Here is an 18,340-nt window from a genome sequence, read left to right on the forward strand (position 1 = left end):
AGGAGTGCAGAATGACAATGACCAGAGAACTAAAAATCATCGCCCGTATTCGCACTGATTTCCCGACAAAGTTCGGAATTCCCCGTCAAAGTGGCCTCATAGATGAACTTAAAGCGGTCATAGTGTTCGAGCCGGAATACCGCAATCCAGATGCAATACGCGGTTTAGAAGGGTTTTCTCATATCTGGCTTATTTGGGAGTTTTCTGAAGCTGTCCGCGACACATGGTCTCCGACTGTGCGCCCGCCGCGGCTGGGCGGCAACAAACGAATGGGGCTTTTCGCAACGCGCTCTCCCTTTCGGCCTAACCCGCTGGGGCTCTCATCTGTAAGGATTGAGAGGGTAGAAGTTCATCCGGAGTTCGGCCCGATTCTCCATGTATCGGGGGCCGATCTTATGGATCATACTCCCATTTTCGATATTAAGCCATATCTTCCTTATACAGACTGCCACCCGGAGGCTGTGGGGGGATTCATCGAACCACTCACAGATCATAAATTGGAGGTGGACTTCCCTGAGCAATGGCTAAGCCGTATTCCGCCGGAACGGCGGGAGGCCCTTTTCAGTGTACTGGCCCATGACCCCAGGCCTTCTTATCAAAATGACCCTGAACGTATTTACGGTCTCGAATTTGCTGGATTCGATATAAAGTTTACAGTTCTGGATAAGGTGCTTACAGTGTGTGAAGTGGTACAAGGCAGAACACATCCTGCTTCCTAGTAGAATTTAGGGGGTAGGATTTTTCGTTTAAGGACTATTTAGATTTTTTATACTTTAATAAAAATAGCTATTGACTAAGTCATTAAGCTGTGGTAATTTTTACATGCGGGATACTTGTTATTGCAATACTTGTCTGACTAATACTTGATGTGATAATAATTGTACCTACAATAATTGAAGGATTTATGAAAGTTAGAACTAAAACTATATCCGTTTCAGCTACATATGCTTCAACTACATAAGCTCAGGTCTCATTTACCACGATTCTCACAAAGTGATACTTACCAGATGAATGAGATGGATGAATAAAAAAACAATGAGGGGTTAGATTTGGGATTCATGAATTTAAGTTTCATTTTACTTAGGTTTATGAATCCTAGAATAAAAAATTTAAGGAGGAGTAACATGAAAAAAACCCTGGGTATTATTCTATCAATTTCAGTCGCTTTTTCCGTATTGGCACTCCCGATTTTTGCTGCAGTTGACACCACAACTTCAGCAACAGTGGAGGCACAAACCCCAGCTGCGCCCGCAACGCCGGCAAAACCTGCGGCAACAGCGCCAGCTGCAACAACTAGTGTCGACACCTCTAAAGTGGCAGCAGGATCCTACTACACCGTAGTAAGTGGTGACGCTTTCTGGATGATTGCTGCAAAAAATGGTCTGACAATTGACGCTTTAGCAAAATTAAATCCACAAATTAAGAACATCAATTTGATTTTCCCTGGTCAAAAAATTCTTGTTAAGGCTGAAGCTGAAGCAACGGCTACTGCTCCCAGTACTACTGTTGCCCCAGCAGCAAAGAAACTTTACCAAGGAATTGGTATGGTAGCCAACTATCGTGATAACACTGCCAGACAAAAAAATCATGACAACTTAAACGTTACTACTGTTGCCGCACTTTTTGATGATGCCGGCAAGATTGTAAAATTACAGTTTGACGTTTTAGAAGTCCTTCCTGATATGTTCCCAGGTTGGATGGATCCTGAAGCGGCAGACAAATCACTCTACAAAAATGCTCAAACCAATGGCTTTAACTGGGAAACTAAGAAAGAAGAAGGCGATGCTTACGCTATGAAAGCCAGCGCCGTTTCCGGTAAAGAATGGTGGGAGCAAATGAACTTCTATGAAGAGTACTTCAAAGGAAAGACTGTTGCCGAAGTTCAAGCTTGGTTTGCTAAGTATTGCGATGCCAACGGAAGACCTTATAAAATGGCTTATCCTGAGAAGTTAACTGACGCTGATAAAGCTAAAGTTGCAACCTTCACAGAAGCTGAAAAGAAAATGCTCGTAGACGTTACAACCGGTGCTACTATGTCACTTCAAGATCCACACTCCCGCTTCATTGATGCTTTAGTAAAAGCTTATGAAGTAAGAAAAGAAGTAAAATAAACATAAGTCATGATGAAAAGGAATTGCCCTGAATCAGTGATCTGATTCAGGGCAATCTTTTTTGGTGTACAAGTAGGGTTATAGGAATTGCTGCATCTTCATGGCGGCGGACATATTGCCCTTGATTTTGATCTTGCCTGTCATAACGGCAGACATCGCGTTAAGTTTTCCTTGGTAAAAATCAACGAAGGTATCAAATTTAGCTTTTATGGTAACTACGGGGTCTTGAACTTCACCTTCTTTATAGACTGCTTTGCCGTTTTCGAAAGTAACGCTCCATACTCCGTGATCGCTGGCTGAAAAATCATATTGATAGACTCCGTTGATGCTCGATGTTAGTTCCGCTTTTTCCTCCGTTTTTTTGATGAAGTCATCCATCAGTGCCTTAGGTGAATTCATTGTCTTACCTCCCGTTTCTTTCATAAAAATCTAAAACGCTTAGGGATGTCCGAATATTCTGATATAAACTCTAGCATATCTGGTCTGGAATTTATATTATTTTTATTAGAAAGACCAAAATTAGCTGAACGTAATATTTCAAAGAATATACACGAATGGCGGATTTTAGTTATTTAACTTATGATTGAAAGAGTATGGATAATAAAGTATAATGTTGCATGGCGAACAATTCGTCATGCAACATTATTGGTGTTTTTACTTAGTTAAGGAAGGAATATAGCATGAAATCAATCGATCTGGACAAGAAAGCCATAGGGTTTCAAATCCGTTCTCTCAGTCATCTGATTAAACGGCATGTAAAGAGCTCTGTTAATTTTCAATACGCTAAGAGGATCACCGGAACCAACAGTTGGATTATTGCTTATCTTGCGGAGAATAAGGATAAGGATATCTTTCAGAAAGATATTGAAGAGATGTTTACGGTCAATCGATCGACGGCTTCCAAAGTTCTTAAGCTTATGGAACAAAAAGAGCTTATCGATCGCCAGAGCGTGCCCTATGATGCACGCCTCAAGAAGCTGGTCCTTACGCCTAAGGCCTTGGCACTTCACGAAAGTATTGTTGAAGATATTGACAACCTGGAAGCAATGTTGATTCGTGGTTTTACAGAAGAAGAAATCGTTCAGTTTTATTCTTATATCCAAAGAATGAAGAATAATTTAACAGAGAGCCCTTTCTCCCAAAGCAGTCTTGATGAGAAGGACTTAGGTAGTAAGAGGGACCTTGGTAAGGGAGACATGGAGTGTCAGAGGAAGCAGTTATTGGAGGAGTTCAGTGAATGATTAGAAAACTAGCTGAAAGTATTCGGGAGTACAAGAAAGCAACTCTATTGACCCCGCTTTTTGTGGCCCTGGAAGTGACCATGGAAGTTATGATTCCTTTATTGATGGCCAATCTTATCGACTATGGCATTGATGCGGGAGATATGAATTATATAGCTAAAATGGGAGGCGCTCTTCTTGTCGCGGCATTTATAAGTTTGGCTTTCGGACTATTAGCTGGAAGAACTGCCGCGGTTGCCTCGGCAGGCTTTGCCCAGAATCTGCGCAAGGACATGTTTTATAGAGTTCAGGGCTTTTCCTTCTCCAATATCGATAAGTTCTCCACAGCAAGCATAGTGACCCGACTGACCACAGACGTTACTAACGTGCAGAACTCCTTCCAAATGCTTACCCGCATGGCTATACGCAGTCCGATCATGCTTGTGTTTGCTCTCTTAGTCTCCTTCCGTATCGATCAAAAACTGTCCCTTATTTTCCTGGGAAGCATTCCGATTCTCGGTGTGGGGCTATGGCTCATTATGAGCAATGCTCATCCCATTTTCGCCAGAGTCTTTCGCACCTATGATAAGTTGAATAGCGTGGTTCAGGAAAATCTCCGGGGAATTAGGGTGGTGAAGTCCTTTGTCCGTGAAGACTTTGAAACGGAAAAATTCACGGCTATTTCCGGCTCAATCTACAAGGACTTTACCAAAGCGGAACGATTGCTGGTCTTTAATATGCCTCTGATGCAATTTTGCATGTATGCCTGTATTCTTTTAGTATCCTGGTTTGGAGCCCGTGCCATTGTGGCTTCCGGTGGGGATCCCGTACTTGGGCTTTCCACAGGAGAACTTTTAAGCTTGATTACTTATGCCATCCTGATTCTCATGAGCCTTATGATGCTTTCCATGGTCTTTGTTATGCTGACTATTTCCCGGGCTTCCGCCGAAAGGATCGTTGAACTTCTCGGGGAAGAGAGCAATCTGCGAAACAATGACTATCCGGTCTATCAAGTCCGCAATGGAGATATTTCCTTTGAAAATGTCAGCTTCAGCTACGGTAATAACACGGAGAAATCAGTCTTGGCTAATATCAACCTGAAGATTAAAGCCGGTGAAACCATTGGCATTTTAGGGGGAACAGGATCCTCTAAATCTACTTTAGTCCAATTGATTCCCCGTCTGTACGACGTGACCCAGGGCCAGGTCAAGGTAGGCGGTGTCGACGTCAGAGAGTATGACCTTGAGACCTTACGGAATGAGGTGGCCATGGTTCTGCAGAAGAATGTGCTTTTCTCAGGAACGATCAAAGAAAACCTGCGCTGGGGAAATGAGAACGCCACGGGGGAAGAGCTCATCCATGCCTGCAAGCTGGCCCATGCCCATGACTTCATTGAAGGATTCCCGGAAAAATACGATACCCTTCTTGAACAGGGAGGAGTAAATCTCTCGGGAGGGCAAAAACAGCGGCTATGTATAGCCCGGGCTTTGCTGAAGAATCCTAAAATCCTGATTCTTGATGATTCAACTAGTGCCGTGGATATGGAGACTGATGCCCAGATCCGCAGGGTGTTGGGCGAAGAGATACCGAATACGACGAAGCTGATCATCGCTCAGCGGGTTTCATCAGTGCAGGATGCGGACAAGATCGTGGTCATGGATGATGGAAAAATAAGCGCTGTGGGTTCCCATGAAGAATTGCTGCAGAGCTGTGATATTTACAGGGAAGTCTATGAGTCGCAAGCTAAAGGGGGGAAGAATGATGATGGGATTTAGGGGTGGGCCGGGAAAGGGTTCAATTCATGGCAGGGGACTTCCCGGCGGGAAACCGCCTAAAGCCAAGTTCAATCCTCAAACGGCAAAACGGCTTTTGTCTTATTTGCGAGGTTACAAGGTAGAAACCCTCTTCGTTATGGTTTGCATTCTGATCAGTGCTCTTGTCGGAGTTCTGTCCTCCGTATTCTTGAAGATCCTGATTGATAACTATATTGCTCCCCTTCTTCTGGAAGCCGTCCCCAACTATGCCGGTTTGCTGCGGATTATGATGGTGATGGCGGGCATTTATCTGGTTGGGGTTCTATCCACCTTAATTTATAACCGGATTATGGTGTCCATCTCCCAGGGGATATTAAAGAAAATCCGGGATGAGATGTTTTCCCACATGCAGAAGTTGCCCATTAAGTATTTTGACTCCCATACCCACGGCGATGTGATGAGTCATTACACCAATGATACGGATACCTTAAGACAGATGATCTCCCAAGGTATTCCGCACACCTTTTCCTCCTTCGTTACGATTGTTGCAGTTTTCTTTGCCATGCTATACCTCAGCCTTTGGCTGACCTTGTTTGTAGTCTTGTGTATTTTCCTTATCTTAAGGCTTATCGGCAGCATTGCAGGCAAGAGTGGTACCTATTTTATCCGGCAGCAGCAATCCTTGGGAGCTCTTAATGGCTATATCGAAGAGATGATCAACGGTCAGCGGGTCGTTAAGGTCTTTAACTATGAAGAAAAAGCCAAAGAGACCTTTAACCGCAAAAATGAGGAGCTTTGTGCCCATGCCACGGCAGCCAATTCCTATGTCAATATCATCATGCCTATGATGAACAATTTTGGCTATATCCTTTATGTAGCTTTAGCCATTGTCGGCGGCTTCATGGCTATTAGGGGAGTTCCCAATCTGACCATCATCGGGACTAATGTACTTACCTTGGGAACGATTGCCTCTTTCCTGCAGTTGTCCCGCAGCTTCATCATGCCCATTGCTCAGGTGTCTCAGCAGTTAAATGCCATCATCATGGCTTTAGCTGGGGCTGAACGGATCTTCAAACTCCTTGATGAAGAGCCGGAAAGGGATGAAGGGCATGTGAGCTTAGTCCATGTCAAAAAAGAAAAAGGCCGCATGATTGAAAGTGCAGAGCACACAGATATGTGGGCCTGGAAAATTCCTCAGGAAGATGGAACGGTGGAGTATAGAGAGCTTAAAGGAGAAGTCCGTTTCTTCGATGTAGACTTTGGCTATGAAGAGAATAAGATGGTTCTGCACAACATCACCTTATATGCTGAACCCGGGCAGAAGGTGGCCTTTGTCGGGGCTACGGGAGCCGGTAAGACTACCATTACCAATCTGATCAACCGTTTCTATGATCTTGCCGATGGAAAGATCCGCTACGACGGAATCAACATCAATAAAATCAAAAAAGGGGATCTGCGCCGTTCCCTGGGTATCGTACTGCAGGATGTCAATCTGTTTACAGGAACAGTGATGGACAATATCCGTTATGGCCGTCTTGATGCTGGTGATGAGGAATGCATTGCCGCCGCTAAGCTGGCCAATGCAGATGGCTTTATCCGTATGCTTCCCCAAGGCTATCAGACGGTTCTTTCCGGGGACGGCAGCGGATTATCTCAAGGCCAACGGCAGCTGATATCGATTGCCCGTGCCGCGGTAGGGGACCCGCCGGTGATGATTCTGGATGAAGCCACCTCCTCCATCGACACCCGCACCGAGGCCATCGTCCAGCGGGGGATGGATTCCTTGATGGAAGGGAGAACGGTCTTTGTCATTGCCCATAGACTTTCCACAGTTAAGAACTCCGATGTGATCATGGTTCTCGAAAAGGGAAGGGTTATTGAACGAGGCACCCATGAGAAGCTGATTGCCGAAAAAGGGAAGTATTATCAGCTTTATACAGGAGCCTTTGAGCTGGAATAGCGCAGAGGGGGGGAATCCCCCTCTGAGTGAGTCTCGCTCAAACATCCCGCTACTCGAAATGGCGAAAATATATTTAGAATAGCTACCTTTTTCCAATTACGAATGGTTAGTTTTCTACCCAACTTAAAAGAGGATTTCGGAATTGTGCAAGCGAAAACATGTAATATGATAGTTGAATATCTCTAGAAATTTAAAAGTGAGGAGTATTCTTATGCAAAGCAAAATTGCCCAAGCTATTAAATTAAGAAACCAGCCTGTAGCGGTATTGCGCTCCAATTCCAAGCCCGAAAAGGCAATGCAATTTAAAGAAGGAAAATGGGGTTGTGCCATCTCTCTGCTCAACATGGCTGCCAAAGGACATGTTGCGGTATTTGCTAACTCTACGACTACTTGTAACGGTGGTAAGGTGGGACTGGGATTCAGGCAATTTGAGTTGGGTTTTATTGAGTATTTCTTATCTACGGGTGGTGTAGGTGGACGAGAAGGGGAGTTTTATAAAAAGAACCCTGAACTCGCTGGTAAATTCGCTCTTGGACTGCCTAAAGTGACAGCAAAAGAATATATTATCTTTAAGCCCCTGTCCGAAGCAAAAGAAGGCGAAACTCCGGAGGGGATCATCTTTTTAGTTAATGCGGATCAGATCTCGGCCTTGACTGTGCTGGCCAATTATGATCGACCGACTCAGGATAATGTCAAAGTTAACTTTGGAGCGGGCTGTCATCAGACTGTGCTCTTTACCTTGGATCAAGTCGATAAGGACAAGGATCAGTGCTTTATTGGCCTCACGGATCCTTCTGCCCGGAAATTCATCGATAAGGATATTCTTTCTTTCAGCATGACCTACAAACGTTTTCTGGAATTGGAAGAACAGGTAGAGGAAAGCTTTCTGACCAAGGAAACATGGCTGGAGATAGCCGAACGCATTTAAGCTTTCCGGGTCTTCCACCAAGTCTTGATAATTAAAAAGGATAAGATAGCTGCTCCCAGAGTGAACAGAGAGCCCAAGAGAGCGCGTAGGATTAAATAAGGATTGATGACTGAGCTCACTACCATGAAATCAATCCCCATGACTCGCCACAGATAAGTCTGAAGAAATCCGGCCAGGATCAGACAAAGACTTATGCCGATGAGGCCAAGGTTGAGGAGGATGATTCCAGATACGCCATATCCGTAGGTTTTTTTGTTCAGGGCATCTTCCTCAATTAAAATGGCATAAGCACCGGCTAAAATCAGAAAACCTATGGTGCCAAATAAAGCTAAATGCGCATGTCCTGAGGTTATATAGGTACCATGGGTATATAAATTGATCCAGGGAATTGTGATCAATATACCCAGTAAGGTTGCTCCGGTAAGATGGTGGAATATACTGCTTAAAATCAGCCAGACGGCAAGCTTTTCTCTAAGGCTGAAAGGTTTGTGTTTCTTAAACCCTTTATAGATCAAATAGGCAAGGAGAAAGACAGGCAGGACTTGAATGAAGCTGAAAACCGGGCCCAGGAAGAGCCAAATCGGAGGAAAGCCGATCCAAAAGTAATGATGCCCCGTGCCGAATAATCCCCCGATCACTGAAAGAGTGGCTTCCAAGTAGAGCCACTTTTCTATATCCTTTTTGGCAGCAATACCGGCTGTAACAAAAAAGGAAGCGATGAAGCCGCTTGTGGTGAGTTCAAAAGCCATCTCTTCCCAAAGATGGACCACCCAAAACTTTACCGCTTCGTCAGCTACGGGATTATTGAATCTCAAAACATTGGGTATGAGCAACACACTGAGAAACACCACCCCTACTGTCATAATTCCTGCAGCAGGGGTTATTTTCCGTCTGTTTTTCCAAAGCGTTCTTATTAAGTTGTATGTTCCGAGAAGGAGACCTAGTGAAATTCCCATATAAAAGACAGGCAGTCCGTCCAGATATTCCCGCCCGTTACCGATTCCCAGGGCTAAAGTACCCAGAAGTCCGCCTGAAGCTATTAGTAATATGACAAACTGCCATCTGGCCAGCCGTGGTGAATAGATATCTGCCTTGAGTTGATCCACAGTAAAATAGTACACCATCCCCATCATACCGATGACCGGCCAAAAAGTGGCCAGGGCAAGGTGCACGGCCCGTCCATATTCGTAGGAAATAGGGGAAGGGAAATCGGGAACTATCAATGAAGTTGCTCCAAGCAAGGCGACCAGGCCCTGAATACCAAAGAGGAACACGGCGTAGAGGACATACCGGCGGGCGATTTGTTTTCCTAAGAAACCCTTCAACGGACATCCCCACCTTTTAATTCTTTTGGTTGAGGAGGCCAGCCTAAGGTAGGAATGGTATTTAGGTACTCGAAATAAGCGATCATAGCCAGGGTTTCCTTTTCAGTCAAAGAAGTATGGGTCTCTTTTTGATGGGGCGGAAGCACCGGCGGATTGTTAAACAAAGTCATTAGATAGTCAGGGGTTCGTTCAGCCGTGATATGGGTTAAATCTCCTCCCACATACCCGCCATTGCCGAATAAAGTATGGCAGCTGACGCAATTATAGCGCTGCCAGACTTCTTTACCGGCGACCGCTTCCTCGCTCATGGGATAGTCCAGTGCCCAGGAGAATTTAACGGTCAAAGCAAATAGGGCAAAGGAAGATATAGAAATGAGAATAAAGGTTCTGAGTTTCAAAGTGTATCATCCATTCTTGCAATTGAAGCAGTAGGTTTACGGGGCACTAAATGTTGTCCGGGTCGCGTAGCTTTACGCACATCACTCACGCTATAGCTCCGGGGCTGGTCAACTCGCTTTCTTAACAGCTACACCAACCTCTGGGTAATACCTGATGTGAACCATGGCTCCGCTTCGTTAAGAAAGCTTCGCTGACCTGACCGCCCCTGCGCTTAAAGAAAGCTTGGCTTATGGTTAGTGAAGCGAAGCAGAAGCCTTAGCTGCCTTATACACAGTGAAATCCGTTCGCTCCTGTGCGTAAAGCTACGCTTGAGGGTCCCTATTCAGCACTTTTCTGGGATTTTTGCGACTCCCTTTCAGGTCTTTTTAAGGGTAGCCAACCATGCCGCGGGGGCACCAGCAGAGGATGAAAAAGCTGTACTAATCAGAAAAGCTGTACTGCTCAGACCCGAAAGGCAGCCCAAGGATTTTGCTTTTAGGCAGAGAACGGATTTAAGCGAGCAGGTAGCAATCTTCGCGAAAAGACTGCAGCGGAGTCGGGTTGGAAACAGGACGTTTCCAACCGCCCATTAAGCAGGAGCGATTTGGGCGGATACCCGATAGAGCGGAGGTCTTGAGCGATTAGATTGCTCCGCGCAGCTTATGGAGTGAACGCCAAAAGCTAAATCCTGGAGAATCAGCTTTCGGGTCTTTTTAAGAATAAAACTTCTCTTCCTTAGTATTTACGAGTTGAGCAGATAAATACTATCCCTGCCGAAGGTTAGGAGCTGGACAGAAAAAGGAGCTATCCTGGATTGCAGGACAGCTCCCTGGTGGTAACTCATGGGTCATCAGCGCTGACTCTTGTCGTAAGGTATCCCTTCAGCTTTTGGTGCTCTGGATTTCTGAGAGGTGAAGGCCAGAACGACCATTGTAGCCAGATAGGGCAGCATTTTGTAGAAGGTTTGGTTGATGTTCAGAGCATGCAGGAAGGGGATGAGGGCAATGGAATAGGCCAAGGTGCGCAGGAAGGCAAAGAATAAGGCCGCCAGCAGAATCTGAAAGGGTTTCCACTGTCCAAAGATCATGACGGCCAGGGCTAAGAAGCCGAACCCCGCTACCCCGGTGTGACCGTTGATGTTGCTGTTCATGACTCCGACAGCATAGAAAAATCCGCCCATTCCGCCCAGAAAACCGGACATACTAACCCCTGCGTAACGCATAACATAAACATTGATACCCACCGAATCCGCAGCATGAGGATGCTCACCGCAAGCCCTCAGGCGCAAGCCAAAGCGTGTCTTATAGAAGATGATCGCTGCAATGATCAGGAAAAGGAAACCGATATAGACGGTGATATAGGTGTTCTGGAAAAATAACTTGCCGATGACGGGCAAATCCCCCAGAACAGGGATTTGCCGCAGATAAAAGTTCACATTGGTGGTAATGCCGTCGCTGTTAAAGGACATTTTCGCATAAAGGAGGATCATTCCGGGAACCAGCATGTTTAAAGCCGTTCCCGATATAGTTTGGTCCGCTTTCATCGTGACAGTAGCCAGAGAAAGCAATAAGGAAAAGGTGATGCCTGCCAGAGCAGAAACCACCATGCCCAGCAAGAGGATATACTGTGGGTTCAGGGAGGAACCCTGAACAAAGTAGACAAAGAGGCAGCCAAAGAAGGCACCGAAGAGCATGATCCCTTCTAAGGCGATATTGATGATGCCGCTACGCTCACTGAACATCCCGCCCAGGGCCACTAAGAGCAAGGGTATCGCTACAGGAAGCGTATTTTGAACCAAATAATATACGGTATCCATAGTTACGCCTCCTCCTTAGTTGTTCCGGAAGTGTCCTGATCCTTAGGGAGAATCTTCTCAGCCAAAATCTCTTTGGAAGTCTCTCCTGAAGAAAGAGGTTGTTTTCTCATAAAAAGTTTTTTGAAAAAAGCAACCACCGTAGTATTCATCAGCATCGCAAAGGCTGAGAAATAGATGATGACGGCGATAACGATATCAATAATCTCCGGCTTATAACCGTATAGGCTGGCCAGGGTTCCCCCCCGCTGGATATGGGAAATGAATACGGCAGAGAAGATAATTCCCAGAGGATTATTGCTGCCCAGGAGGGCTACGGCGATCCCGTTAAAACCATTGGCAGCGATGACATTAATGGGCTCATAGGTCATACTGCTGCCCATGATGGTAGAGGGAGCTAAGATGGCAAAGGCGCCGCCTAATCCCGCCATGGCTCCGGCGATACCCATGGTGAGTATAATATTGCGTTTACCGTTCATACCGGCGTAAGTGCTGGCATTTTTATTAAACCCTGTGGCTCTGAGTTCATAGCCAAAGGTTGTCTTATTTAAGACGATATAAAGAAGAATAGCGATAATAATAGCCAGGATGATGGAGATATTGGCATTGGAATGTTCTATACCTAAGGTAGGCAATTGAGCGGAAGCGGGGAGATAGGCTGTACGGGTCTTAGAGGAAACGTACATGACCCCATTGCCTTGTATAAGCATGTCCACTAAATACATCCCGATATAGTTGAACATGATGGAGGTAATGACCTCATGGACGTTGAGCAGGGATTTAAAGATACCCGGTATTAAACCCCAAAGAAGTCCGCCGATCATACCCGCTATGACACAGGCCACCCAATGGATTCCAGCGGGAAGGTCCCACATAAATCCTACATACAGGGCGAAGAACATGCCCATGGTATATTGACCGGACGCTCCAATGTTAAAGAGCCCCATTTTAAAAGCAAAGCCAACGGCTAAACCGGTCATAAGGATCGGTGTGGCGAAATAGAAGACATCGGCCAGGCGCTTGAAGCCGCCGATGAGCAGCATTTGCAACCCGGATAAGGCGTTGTCGGGACTGGCAAAAGCCATGATCAGAAAAGCAAAGACAAAACCCAGAAAAATGGACATAAGGGCGGCAGTAAATGCTGAAAACCCTTTACTGTGAATCAATCGATGGAAAAGAGAGGGTTTGGAAGGGGGTATTGTCTTATTCTGCATGGGAGCCCTCCTTTTGGTTGCGTTTTGCTCCGGACATGTAAAGACCCAGTTCCTGAACAGTGGTGGTCTTGGGGTCCAGTTCGCCGACGATTTCCCCTTCATACATAACCAGGATTCGATCGCTGACGTTCATAACTTCGTCAAGTTCCAGGGAGACCAATAAGACCGCTTTTCCGGCGTTGCGACGGGCCACCAGCTGCTTATGGATATATTCGATAGCACCGACATCCAGGCCCCGGGTGGGCTGTACCGCCACCAACAGTTCGTGATCTTTGTCTATTTCCCTGCCAATAATGGCTTTTTGCTGGTTTCCTCCGGACATGCTGCGGGCGATGGTAATCGGCCCTTGTCCGCTTCGCACATCGTACTGTTTGATTATTCCTTCAGCATAGGCCCGCACGGCCTTGCGCCTGATGAATCCAAACCGTTGAAACTGTGGTTGCCAGTAACGCTGTATAACCAGATTATCTTCTAAAGTATAATCCAGGACCAGGCCGTACTTGTGCCGGTCCTCGGGAATATGGCTCATACCGGATTTGGACCGGGTACGGATGGAAGCTTTGCTTATATCTTGATCACAAAGGGTAATGGTACCGCTTGTGTGTCTTTCCAGCCCGGTCAGGGCAGAGACAAATTCGGTTTGTCCATTGCCGTCAATACCGGCCAGGCAGACTATTTCGCCGGCGCGAACGTCTAAAGAGACATTGTTTACGGCGTTTTTCTTACTGGTTTTGGAGGGAACAGAGACATTCCTTACGGATAAGACTACTCGCTCAGGTTTACTCGCTTCCTTTTGAACCCTGAAGCTTACATCCCGGCCCACCATCATACGGGAGAGTTCTTCTTTTGTGGTATCTTTTATTTCAACAGTGCCCACATATTGTCCTTTGCGCAGTACGGTGCAGCGATCGGCAACTGCCATTATCTCGTTTAATTTATGAGTTATAAATAAGATCGATTTGCCTTCTTGGGCAAAGCGGCGCATGATTTCCATAAGTTCATCGATTTCTTGAGGGGTTAAAACGGCTGTGGGTTCATCAAAGATCAGAATTTCGTTATCCCGATAGAGCATTTTGAGAATCTCAACCCTTTGCTGCATGCCCACGGATATTTTTTCGATAATGGCGTCGGGATTCACTTCCAGGCCATATTGCCTGCTTAGTTCAACGATTTTTTCCTTGGCCTTTTTCTTTTGCAAAAAACCCAGGGTATGGGGTTCGACTCCTAGCATAATATTTTCGAGAACAGTAAAGATTTCCACCAGTTTAAAATGCTGATGAACCATGCCAATACCTAAAGCGTTAGCGTCATTGGGATTATTGATTTTTACGGTTTTTCCATTTTTACGGATTTCGCCTTTCTCCGGTTGGTATAAACCGAATAAAACGCTCATAAGGGTGGACTTTCCGGCACCGTTTTCTCCTAACAGAGCGTGAATCTCGCCTTTTTTCAGACGCAAAGTTATAGTGTCGTTGGCGACGATACCGGGGAACTCTTTAGTGATATTGAGCATTTCAATAATATAATCGTTCATAATAACCCCTCTTCATATATTTTCCATGTAAATAGGGGAAAGGGGAAAGGGTATTCCCTTTCCCCTAGTCTTCGCTCTAATTGATAGGGATAATCGTATTATCGAACTTCAACGGTAACTTTGCTGAGTTTAAGTCCGGATACAAGCTCATCCGCAGTAGCATAACCGTTGGCATCTTTTACTTCGATGGTTCGGATAGGATCCACAGAACCATCCACTAAAGACTTAAATACTTTTTCATATTGCTCTACAGTGAATTTTCCGAACCGGTCAAATGCGTTGGCCTTAGCATCCCCGATGACAGCAGTGGGGAGTCCGATTCCATCGTTAGCTGCTGCGAAATAGGTGGTTTGTCCGGCAAAAGTGCTCCAGCTGTCGGTTTTGTAGATGGACTCGAGAACTTGGACTACAGAAGCCCGCAAACCTTTGGTTGCAGAAGTAATGACGGTTTCACTGTCATAGCGTTGGTCAACGTCAACGCCGATAACTTTTTTTCCAGCTTCGGCAGCTGCAGACATAACGCTCTTGCCTACGGCACCGCCGCAAGCAAAGATCACTTCTGTACCACCTTGATACATAGTTTTAGCGGTGGCTTTATTGTTATCGGTCTCATTGAAGTCGCCGGTGTAATGGTAGATTGCCGAGATTGCACCATCAGCCAGACCGAGTTCTGCAGCAGCAGCCTCAGCACCTTGTAAGTAGCCGTAGCCGAAGGATTGTACTGCTGGAACAGCCATACCGCCCATGAAGCCAAGCTTTGTCATACCATCCATAACAGCGGCATAACCGGCCAGATAACCGGATTCTTCTTCAGAATACATAATGCTGGCGACATTTCCTTTGGTATCAAAGGTTTTGTAGTCGGCAGTGTGAGGCGCTCCATCCAAGAGGATGAATTTCACATCAGGATATATTGTTTGAGCTTCAAAAATAGGTACCTCAAACAAGAAGCCGGGGGTGACAATTACTTTAGCCCCGCCGGTAACAGCTAAATCAATGGCTGCCAGATAACCTGCGTCGGAAGCTTCTTCAGGTTTGTAGTATTTGTGGGTAATGTTGTTGGCTTCAGCAAATTCGACAACGCCTTCCCAAGATCCCTGGTTAAAGGACTTGTCATCAATATTGCCTTTGTCGGTAATGAGAGCGATCTCAAAACCTCCACCGCTTGGGGTGCCGCTATTGCCTGCATTATTGGCGGATGGAGTGCTGCCGCATCCTGTAGCCAAAAGGGCCACCAATAAGAGAGCCAATAGAACGGATGTGATTTTTTTCATCTTCTCTTCTCCTTTTTTATTCCTTTTTCTTCTTAGGGATTTCGGTGTATTTTGTATCCCAAATGTATTTTAACATCCTCATAAAAATTTACAACTATTCAATTTTGGAAAGTTCTATATAAATTTCTTATCAAGGAGAATTTGTATTATTAAATGTTTAAAAGAAGAAATACAAAAGAAAAGAAAGAAGGCGGAGGTATCGCCATGGATACCTCCAGCCTTCTTTAGGGTGCAGACTTTTTAGCAGTTTGAACTGCATTACGTATGGTTTAAAAAGATGATGGTTTAACCAATCTCACTTAATTGAAGATTAAAGTACCAGAGAAGGTGCTGAATAGACCCGGGCTCCCAGCTCCTGGTTCAGCATATAGAGACTTTTTGGATCTTGACCAAAAAGTTCGAACTTGCTGATAAGATCGGTGGAGGTTTTCTCTTCTTCACCTTGCTCCTTGACGAACCAATCTAAAAATTGCATGGTGCGGAAGTCTTTTTTCTCATATGCTGCAGCGTAAATAGTGTTTATGGAAGCCGTCACCATTTGCTCGTGCTTCAAGGCGGCAAGAAGGGGAGCTTTAAAATCTTCATAAGTAAGGTCGGGAGCAGCTATGGCATCAAGGGTAACTTTTTCATCATTGTTGAGAAGATAGGTCCGGAGGAGCATGGCATGGTCTCTTTCTTCCTGGGCTTGGATATAAAACCAATTTTCAAAGCCATCTAAACCATTGTCAGAATAATAATTGGCCATATCCAAATAGAGATAAGCCGAATAAAGTTCCTTGTTGATTTGTTCGTTGAGCAATAAAGCTACTTCACGGTCGAGCATAAGTCATTCTCCTTCTTTTTTGTTTTATTATTGACCATAGTATAGCAGATTCTTGCCCCATACCCAAACAATCGCGATATTTAATAATTAATAGAGGATAAATTACTTTTAATTTACAAAATAGTTTCCGGGTAAAATATAATGTCAAAATTTGATGTTTCCTGCAGACACTTTTTAACCTATTATGTTATCATTAGACTAAAAATTATATTCAAAGGAATTAGGAACTATGAAGCAGAAGCTGAACCGAAAGTCTTCGTTTTTAATAACTTTGCTGCTATTTGTCCTGGTTATTGGTCCTCTGCTCTATTGGAGCTGGCCCTACTTAACACTTTTAAGCGACCCGGATCAAGTCCGCGAGATCATTATTCGATCAGGGACCTGGGGGCCGCTGGTGTTTATTTTCTTACAGATTGTGCAGGTCTTGATTGCCCCCATACCCGGTCAGGTTATTGGAGTCATTGGCGGATTTTTATTTGGTCCCTTTCTGGGTTTGCTTTACACAATGCTGGGTGCCACCATCGGATTTACCTTAGTTTTTATTCTCTCCCGGAAATTAGGACGTCCCTTTGTGGAACGGTTTGTGGATAGGAAGACTATGGAGCGCTTTGACCATCTTTCAGAGGAAAAAGGAGCCTGGGTGTTCTTTTTTATTTTTCTCCTGCCTGCTTTTCCAGATGATCTTATTGCATTTATTGCCGGACTAACGACGATTCCCATCCGGACCCTGGTTCTGATCTCTGTGGCAGGCCGGCTGCCGGGCTATGCCGTCTTAGCCTTTATGGGCAATGGATTGGCCTTGGAGAATCTGAACCCTGTAGTGGTTACGATTGCGGCATTAATTATTATCTTTGTCTTAGCATGGTGGAAGCGAGGGTGGTTACGGGAGTTTGTCGAGCACAGGAATCGAACTCAATTCATCAGTGAACAGTGGAATTTGCATTGGCAAAAGATCATTCTTTGGACCATTATTTTGGTTATTATTTTTGTGATATTTTATTATGCCGCTACGGTTACCCCCATTCAACGCTAATATAAAGAATAATTATTCTTTGGTAGGATTTTCACTTATGATATAATAGGAAGAACTACAGGAAGTGTTTGAGGAGAGAGTGAAAGGAGTCAATCTATGATCTGGAAGGAAAAATACAAGGTCGGTGTTCCTGTTATCGACAGTCAACATGAGGAGTTGTTTTCACGGGTAGCGAGCTTCGTGGAAACGCTGCGTTCCGACAAGCCATGGGAACAAAAGGTTGAAAAGGTCAATGAAACCCTCGAATTTATGAAAAGCTATGTGGTTACTCATTTTGCCGATGAAGAGGCTTATCAATTGGAGATCGGATATCCTCATTTTGAAGAACATCAAATAATACATAAAAATATGGTTGCTTATGTGGTTGCTGTATCCCAGGAGTACGAAAAGGAAGGCTTTAAAGAAGAGCTTATGCAGCAATTTGGGGGAAAACTTTTGGCATGGCTGATCAACCATGTGGTAGCTTATGATCAGAAAATAGCCGAATATGCAAGAAGCAAGGAGGGTAAACAATGAGCGCGAAAGACCTTCTGACCCCCTTTTCTAATGCTGCCAGTCAAACCTTTAAGCTCTTACTGGATCTGGATGTATCTACTGATGTAAGTCAGCCCATAGAAAGCAGCGAGGAAGCTAAAGAAAAAGTTGATATTGTGATTGAGATTACAGGGGACCTTGCCGGAGAAGTGATGTACAGTTTTCCTAAGGATACCACCCTGGAAATGGTCAAAATGATGAGCGGGATGGAGTTTAATGAAATCGACGAATTTGTAAAATCCGCTCTAGGTGAAATTGCGAATATTATCAGCGGCAATGCCATGACCGGATTGTCCCAATCTCAAGTTATATGCGATATCCGTCCTCCGAAAATTCTTGAAGGAGGGGCCCTTCCCACGAAAGAAGGGTGTCCTATTTATCGAACCAAAGTTAAGACCTCGATTGGGGATGTGGAACTTAATTTCCGTACAGTTTAGGA

At 45.0% G+C, this 18,340-nt stretch carries 17 protein-coding genes; 9 read left to right on the forward strand and 8 right to left on the reverse strand.

Annotated features, from left to right (window positions below):
* The first annotated feature begins 17 nt into the window (after nucleotides 1-17).
* Together tsaA and DESPCE1_RS0108810 are read left to right on the forward strand one after the other, a co-directional pair.
* A complete protein-coding gene (gene tsaA, locus DESPCE1_RS0108805; protein WP_019850226.1) occupies nucleotides 18-719 on the forward strand; it encodes a tRNA (N6-threonylcarbamoyladenosine(37)-N6)-methyltransferase TrmO in 702 nt (233 codons plus the stop codon).
* 405 nt (nucleotides 720-1,124) lie between these two features.
* The gene (locus DESPCE1_RS0108810; RefSeq protein ID WP_014793665.1) at nucleotides 1,125-2,111 is read left to right on the forward strand and encodes a chlorophenol reductase; all 987 of its coding nucleotides are present in this window, start codon (nucleotides 1,125-1,127) and stop codon (nucleotides 2,109-2,111) included.
* Nucleotides 2,112-2,189: 78 nt separating this feature from the next.
* On the opposite strand, the gene DESPCE1_RS0108815 is transcribed toward DESPCE1_RS0108810, so the two are convergent.
* Nucleotides 2,190-2,510 carry an SCP2 sterol-binding domain-containing protein gene (locus tag DESPCE1_RS0108815; protein ID WP_014793666.1) on the reverse strand — a complete coding sequence of 107 codons (321 nt, stop codon included), beginning with the start codon at nucleotides 2,508-2,510 and terminating at the stop codon, nucleotides 2,190-2,192.
* A gap of 281 nt (nucleotides 2,511-2,791) precedes the next feature.
* Between DESPCE1_RS0108815 and DESPCE1_RS0108820 the strand changes: the two genes are divergently transcribed.
* The 4 genes from DESPCE1_RS0108820 to DESPCE1_RS0108835 all read left to right on the forward strand — a co-directional run bounded on the left by DESPCE1_RS0108820 (nucleotide 2,792) and on the right by DESPCE1_RS0108835 (nucleotide 7,973).
* A complete protein-coding gene (locus DESPCE1_RS0108820) occupies nucleotides 2,792-3,352 on the forward strand; it encodes a MarR family winged helix-turn-helix transcriptional regulator (RefSeq protein ID WP_019850227.1) in 561 nt (186 codons plus the stop codon).
* Nucleotides 3,349-5,106: an ABC transporter ATP-binding protein gene (locus tag DESPCE1_RS0108825; protein WP_014793668.1), complete on the forward strand. Its 1,758-nt coding sequence runs from the start codon at nucleotides 3,349-3,351 to the stop codon at nucleotides 5,104-5,106. The genes DESPCE1_RS0108820 and DESPCE1_RS0108825 overlap by 4 nt, the downstream gene beginning before the upstream one ends.
* Nucleotides 5,093-7,045, forward strand: coding sequence for an ABC transporter ATP-binding protein (locus tag DESPCE1_RS0108830; RefSeq protein WP_014793669.1), 1,953 nt, complete (start codon nucleotides 5,093-5,095; stop codon nucleotides 7,043-7,045). Before DESPCE1_RS0108825 ends, DESPCE1_RS0108830 begins: the two co-directional genes overlap by 14 nt.
* A gap of 211 nt (nucleotides 7,046-7,256) precedes the next feature.
* Nucleotides 7,257-7,973: a DUF169 domain-containing protein gene (locus tag DESPCE1_RS0108835; protein WP_014793670.1), complete on the forward strand. Its 717-nt coding sequence runs from the start codon at nucleotides 7,257-7,259 to the stop codon at nucleotides 7,971-7,973.
* Here DESPCE1_RS0108835 and DESPCE1_RS0108840 read toward each other — a convergent pair.
* From DESPCE1_RS0108840 to DESPCE1_RS0108870, 7 genes are all read right to left on the reverse strand, one after another.
* On the reverse strand, nucleotides 7,970-9,298 hold the full coding sequence (locus tag DESPCE1_RS0108840) for a cbb3-type cytochrome c oxidase subunit I (RefSeq protein ID WP_019850228.1): 1,329 nt from the start codon (nucleotides 9,296-9,298) through the stop codon (nucleotides 7,970-7,972). The genes DESPCE1_RS0108835 and DESPCE1_RS0108840 overlap by 4 nt on opposite strands.
* Nucleotides 9,295-9,696, reverse strand: coding sequence for a cytochrome c (locus DESPCE1_RS0108845; RefSeq protein WP_014793672.1), 402 nt, complete (start codon nucleotides 9,694-9,696; stop codon nucleotides 9,295-9,297). Before DESPCE1_RS0108845 ends, DESPCE1_RS0108840 begins: the two co-directional genes overlap by 4 nt.
* Nucleotides 9,697-10,526: 830 nt before the next feature.
* Complete coding sequence (locus DESPCE1_RS0108850; protein ID WP_019850229.1) at nucleotides 10,527-11,492, reverse strand: ABC transporter permease; 966 nt, start codon at nucleotides 11,490-11,492, stop codon at nucleotides 10,527-10,529.
* Nucleotides 11,493-11,494: 2 nt separating this feature from the next.
* Nucleotides 11,495-12,703: an ABC transporter permease gene (locus tag DESPCE1_RS0108855; RefSeq protein WP_019850230.1), complete on the reverse strand. Its 1,209-nt coding sequence runs from the start codon at nucleotides 12,701-12,703 to the stop codon at nucleotides 11,495-11,497.
* Entirely contained in the window at nucleotides 12,693-14,237 is a 1,545-nt protein-coding gene (locus tag DESPCE1_RS0108860; RefSeq protein ID WP_014793675.1) for an ABC transporter ATP-binding protein, read from the reverse strand. The genes DESPCE1_RS0108855 and DESPCE1_RS0108860 overlap by 11 nt, the downstream gene beginning before the upstream one ends.
* 98 nt (nucleotides 14,238-14,335) lie before the next feature.
* Nucleotides 14,336-15,511, reverse strand: coding sequence for a BMP family protein (locus DESPCE1_RS0108865; RefSeq protein WP_014793676.1), 1,176 nt, complete (start codon nucleotides 15,509-15,511; stop codon nucleotides 14,336-14,338).
* A 310-nt stretch (nucleotides 15,512-15,821) separates the two neighbouring features.
* Nucleotides 15,822-16,334 carry a ferritin gene (locus tag DESPCE1_RS0108870; RefSeq protein ID WP_014793677.1) on the reverse strand — a complete coding sequence of 171 codons (513 nt, stop codon included), beginning with the start codon at nucleotides 16,332-16,334 and terminating at the stop codon, nucleotides 15,822-15,824.
* Nucleotides 16,335-16,563: 229 nt separating this feature from the next.
* On the opposite strand from DESPCE1_RS0108870, the gene DESPCE1_RS0108875 reads away from it, so the two are divergent.
* The 3 genes from DESPCE1_RS0108875 to DESPCE1_RS0108885 all read left to right on the forward strand — a co-directional run bounded on the left by DESPCE1_RS0108875 (nucleotide 16,564) and on the right by DESPCE1_RS0108885 (nucleotide 18,338).
* The gene (locus tag DESPCE1_RS0108875) at nucleotides 16,564-17,367 is read left to right on the forward strand and encodes a TVP38/TMEM64 family protein (protein ID WP_019850231.1); all 804 of its coding nucleotides are present in this window, start codon (nucleotides 16,564-16,566) and stop codon (nucleotides 17,365-17,367) included.
* Nucleotides 17,368-17,463: 96 nt separating this feature from the next.
* On the forward strand, nucleotides 17,464-17,883 hold the full coding sequence (locus tag DESPCE1_RS0108880) for a bacteriohemerythrin (RefSeq protein WP_014793679.1): 420 nt from the start codon (nucleotides 17,464-17,466) through the stop codon (nucleotides 17,881-17,883).
* Nucleotides 17,880-18,338: a chemotaxis protein CheX gene (locus DESPCE1_RS0108885; protein WP_014793680.1), complete on the forward strand. Its 459-nt coding sequence runs from the start codon at nucleotides 17,880-17,882 to the stop codon at nucleotides 18,336-18,338. The genes DESPCE1_RS0108880 and DESPCE1_RS0108885 overlap by 4 nt, the downstream gene beginning before the upstream one ends.
* The last annotated feature ends 2 nt before the right edge of the window (nucleotides 18,339-18,340 follow it).

The sequence above is a fragment of the Desulfitobacterium sp. PCE1 genome (genome assembly GCF_000384015.1).
GTDB lineage: Bacteria > Bacillota > Desulfitobacteriia > Desulfitobacteriales > Desulfitobacteriaceae > Desulfitobacterium > Desulfitobacterium dehalogenans.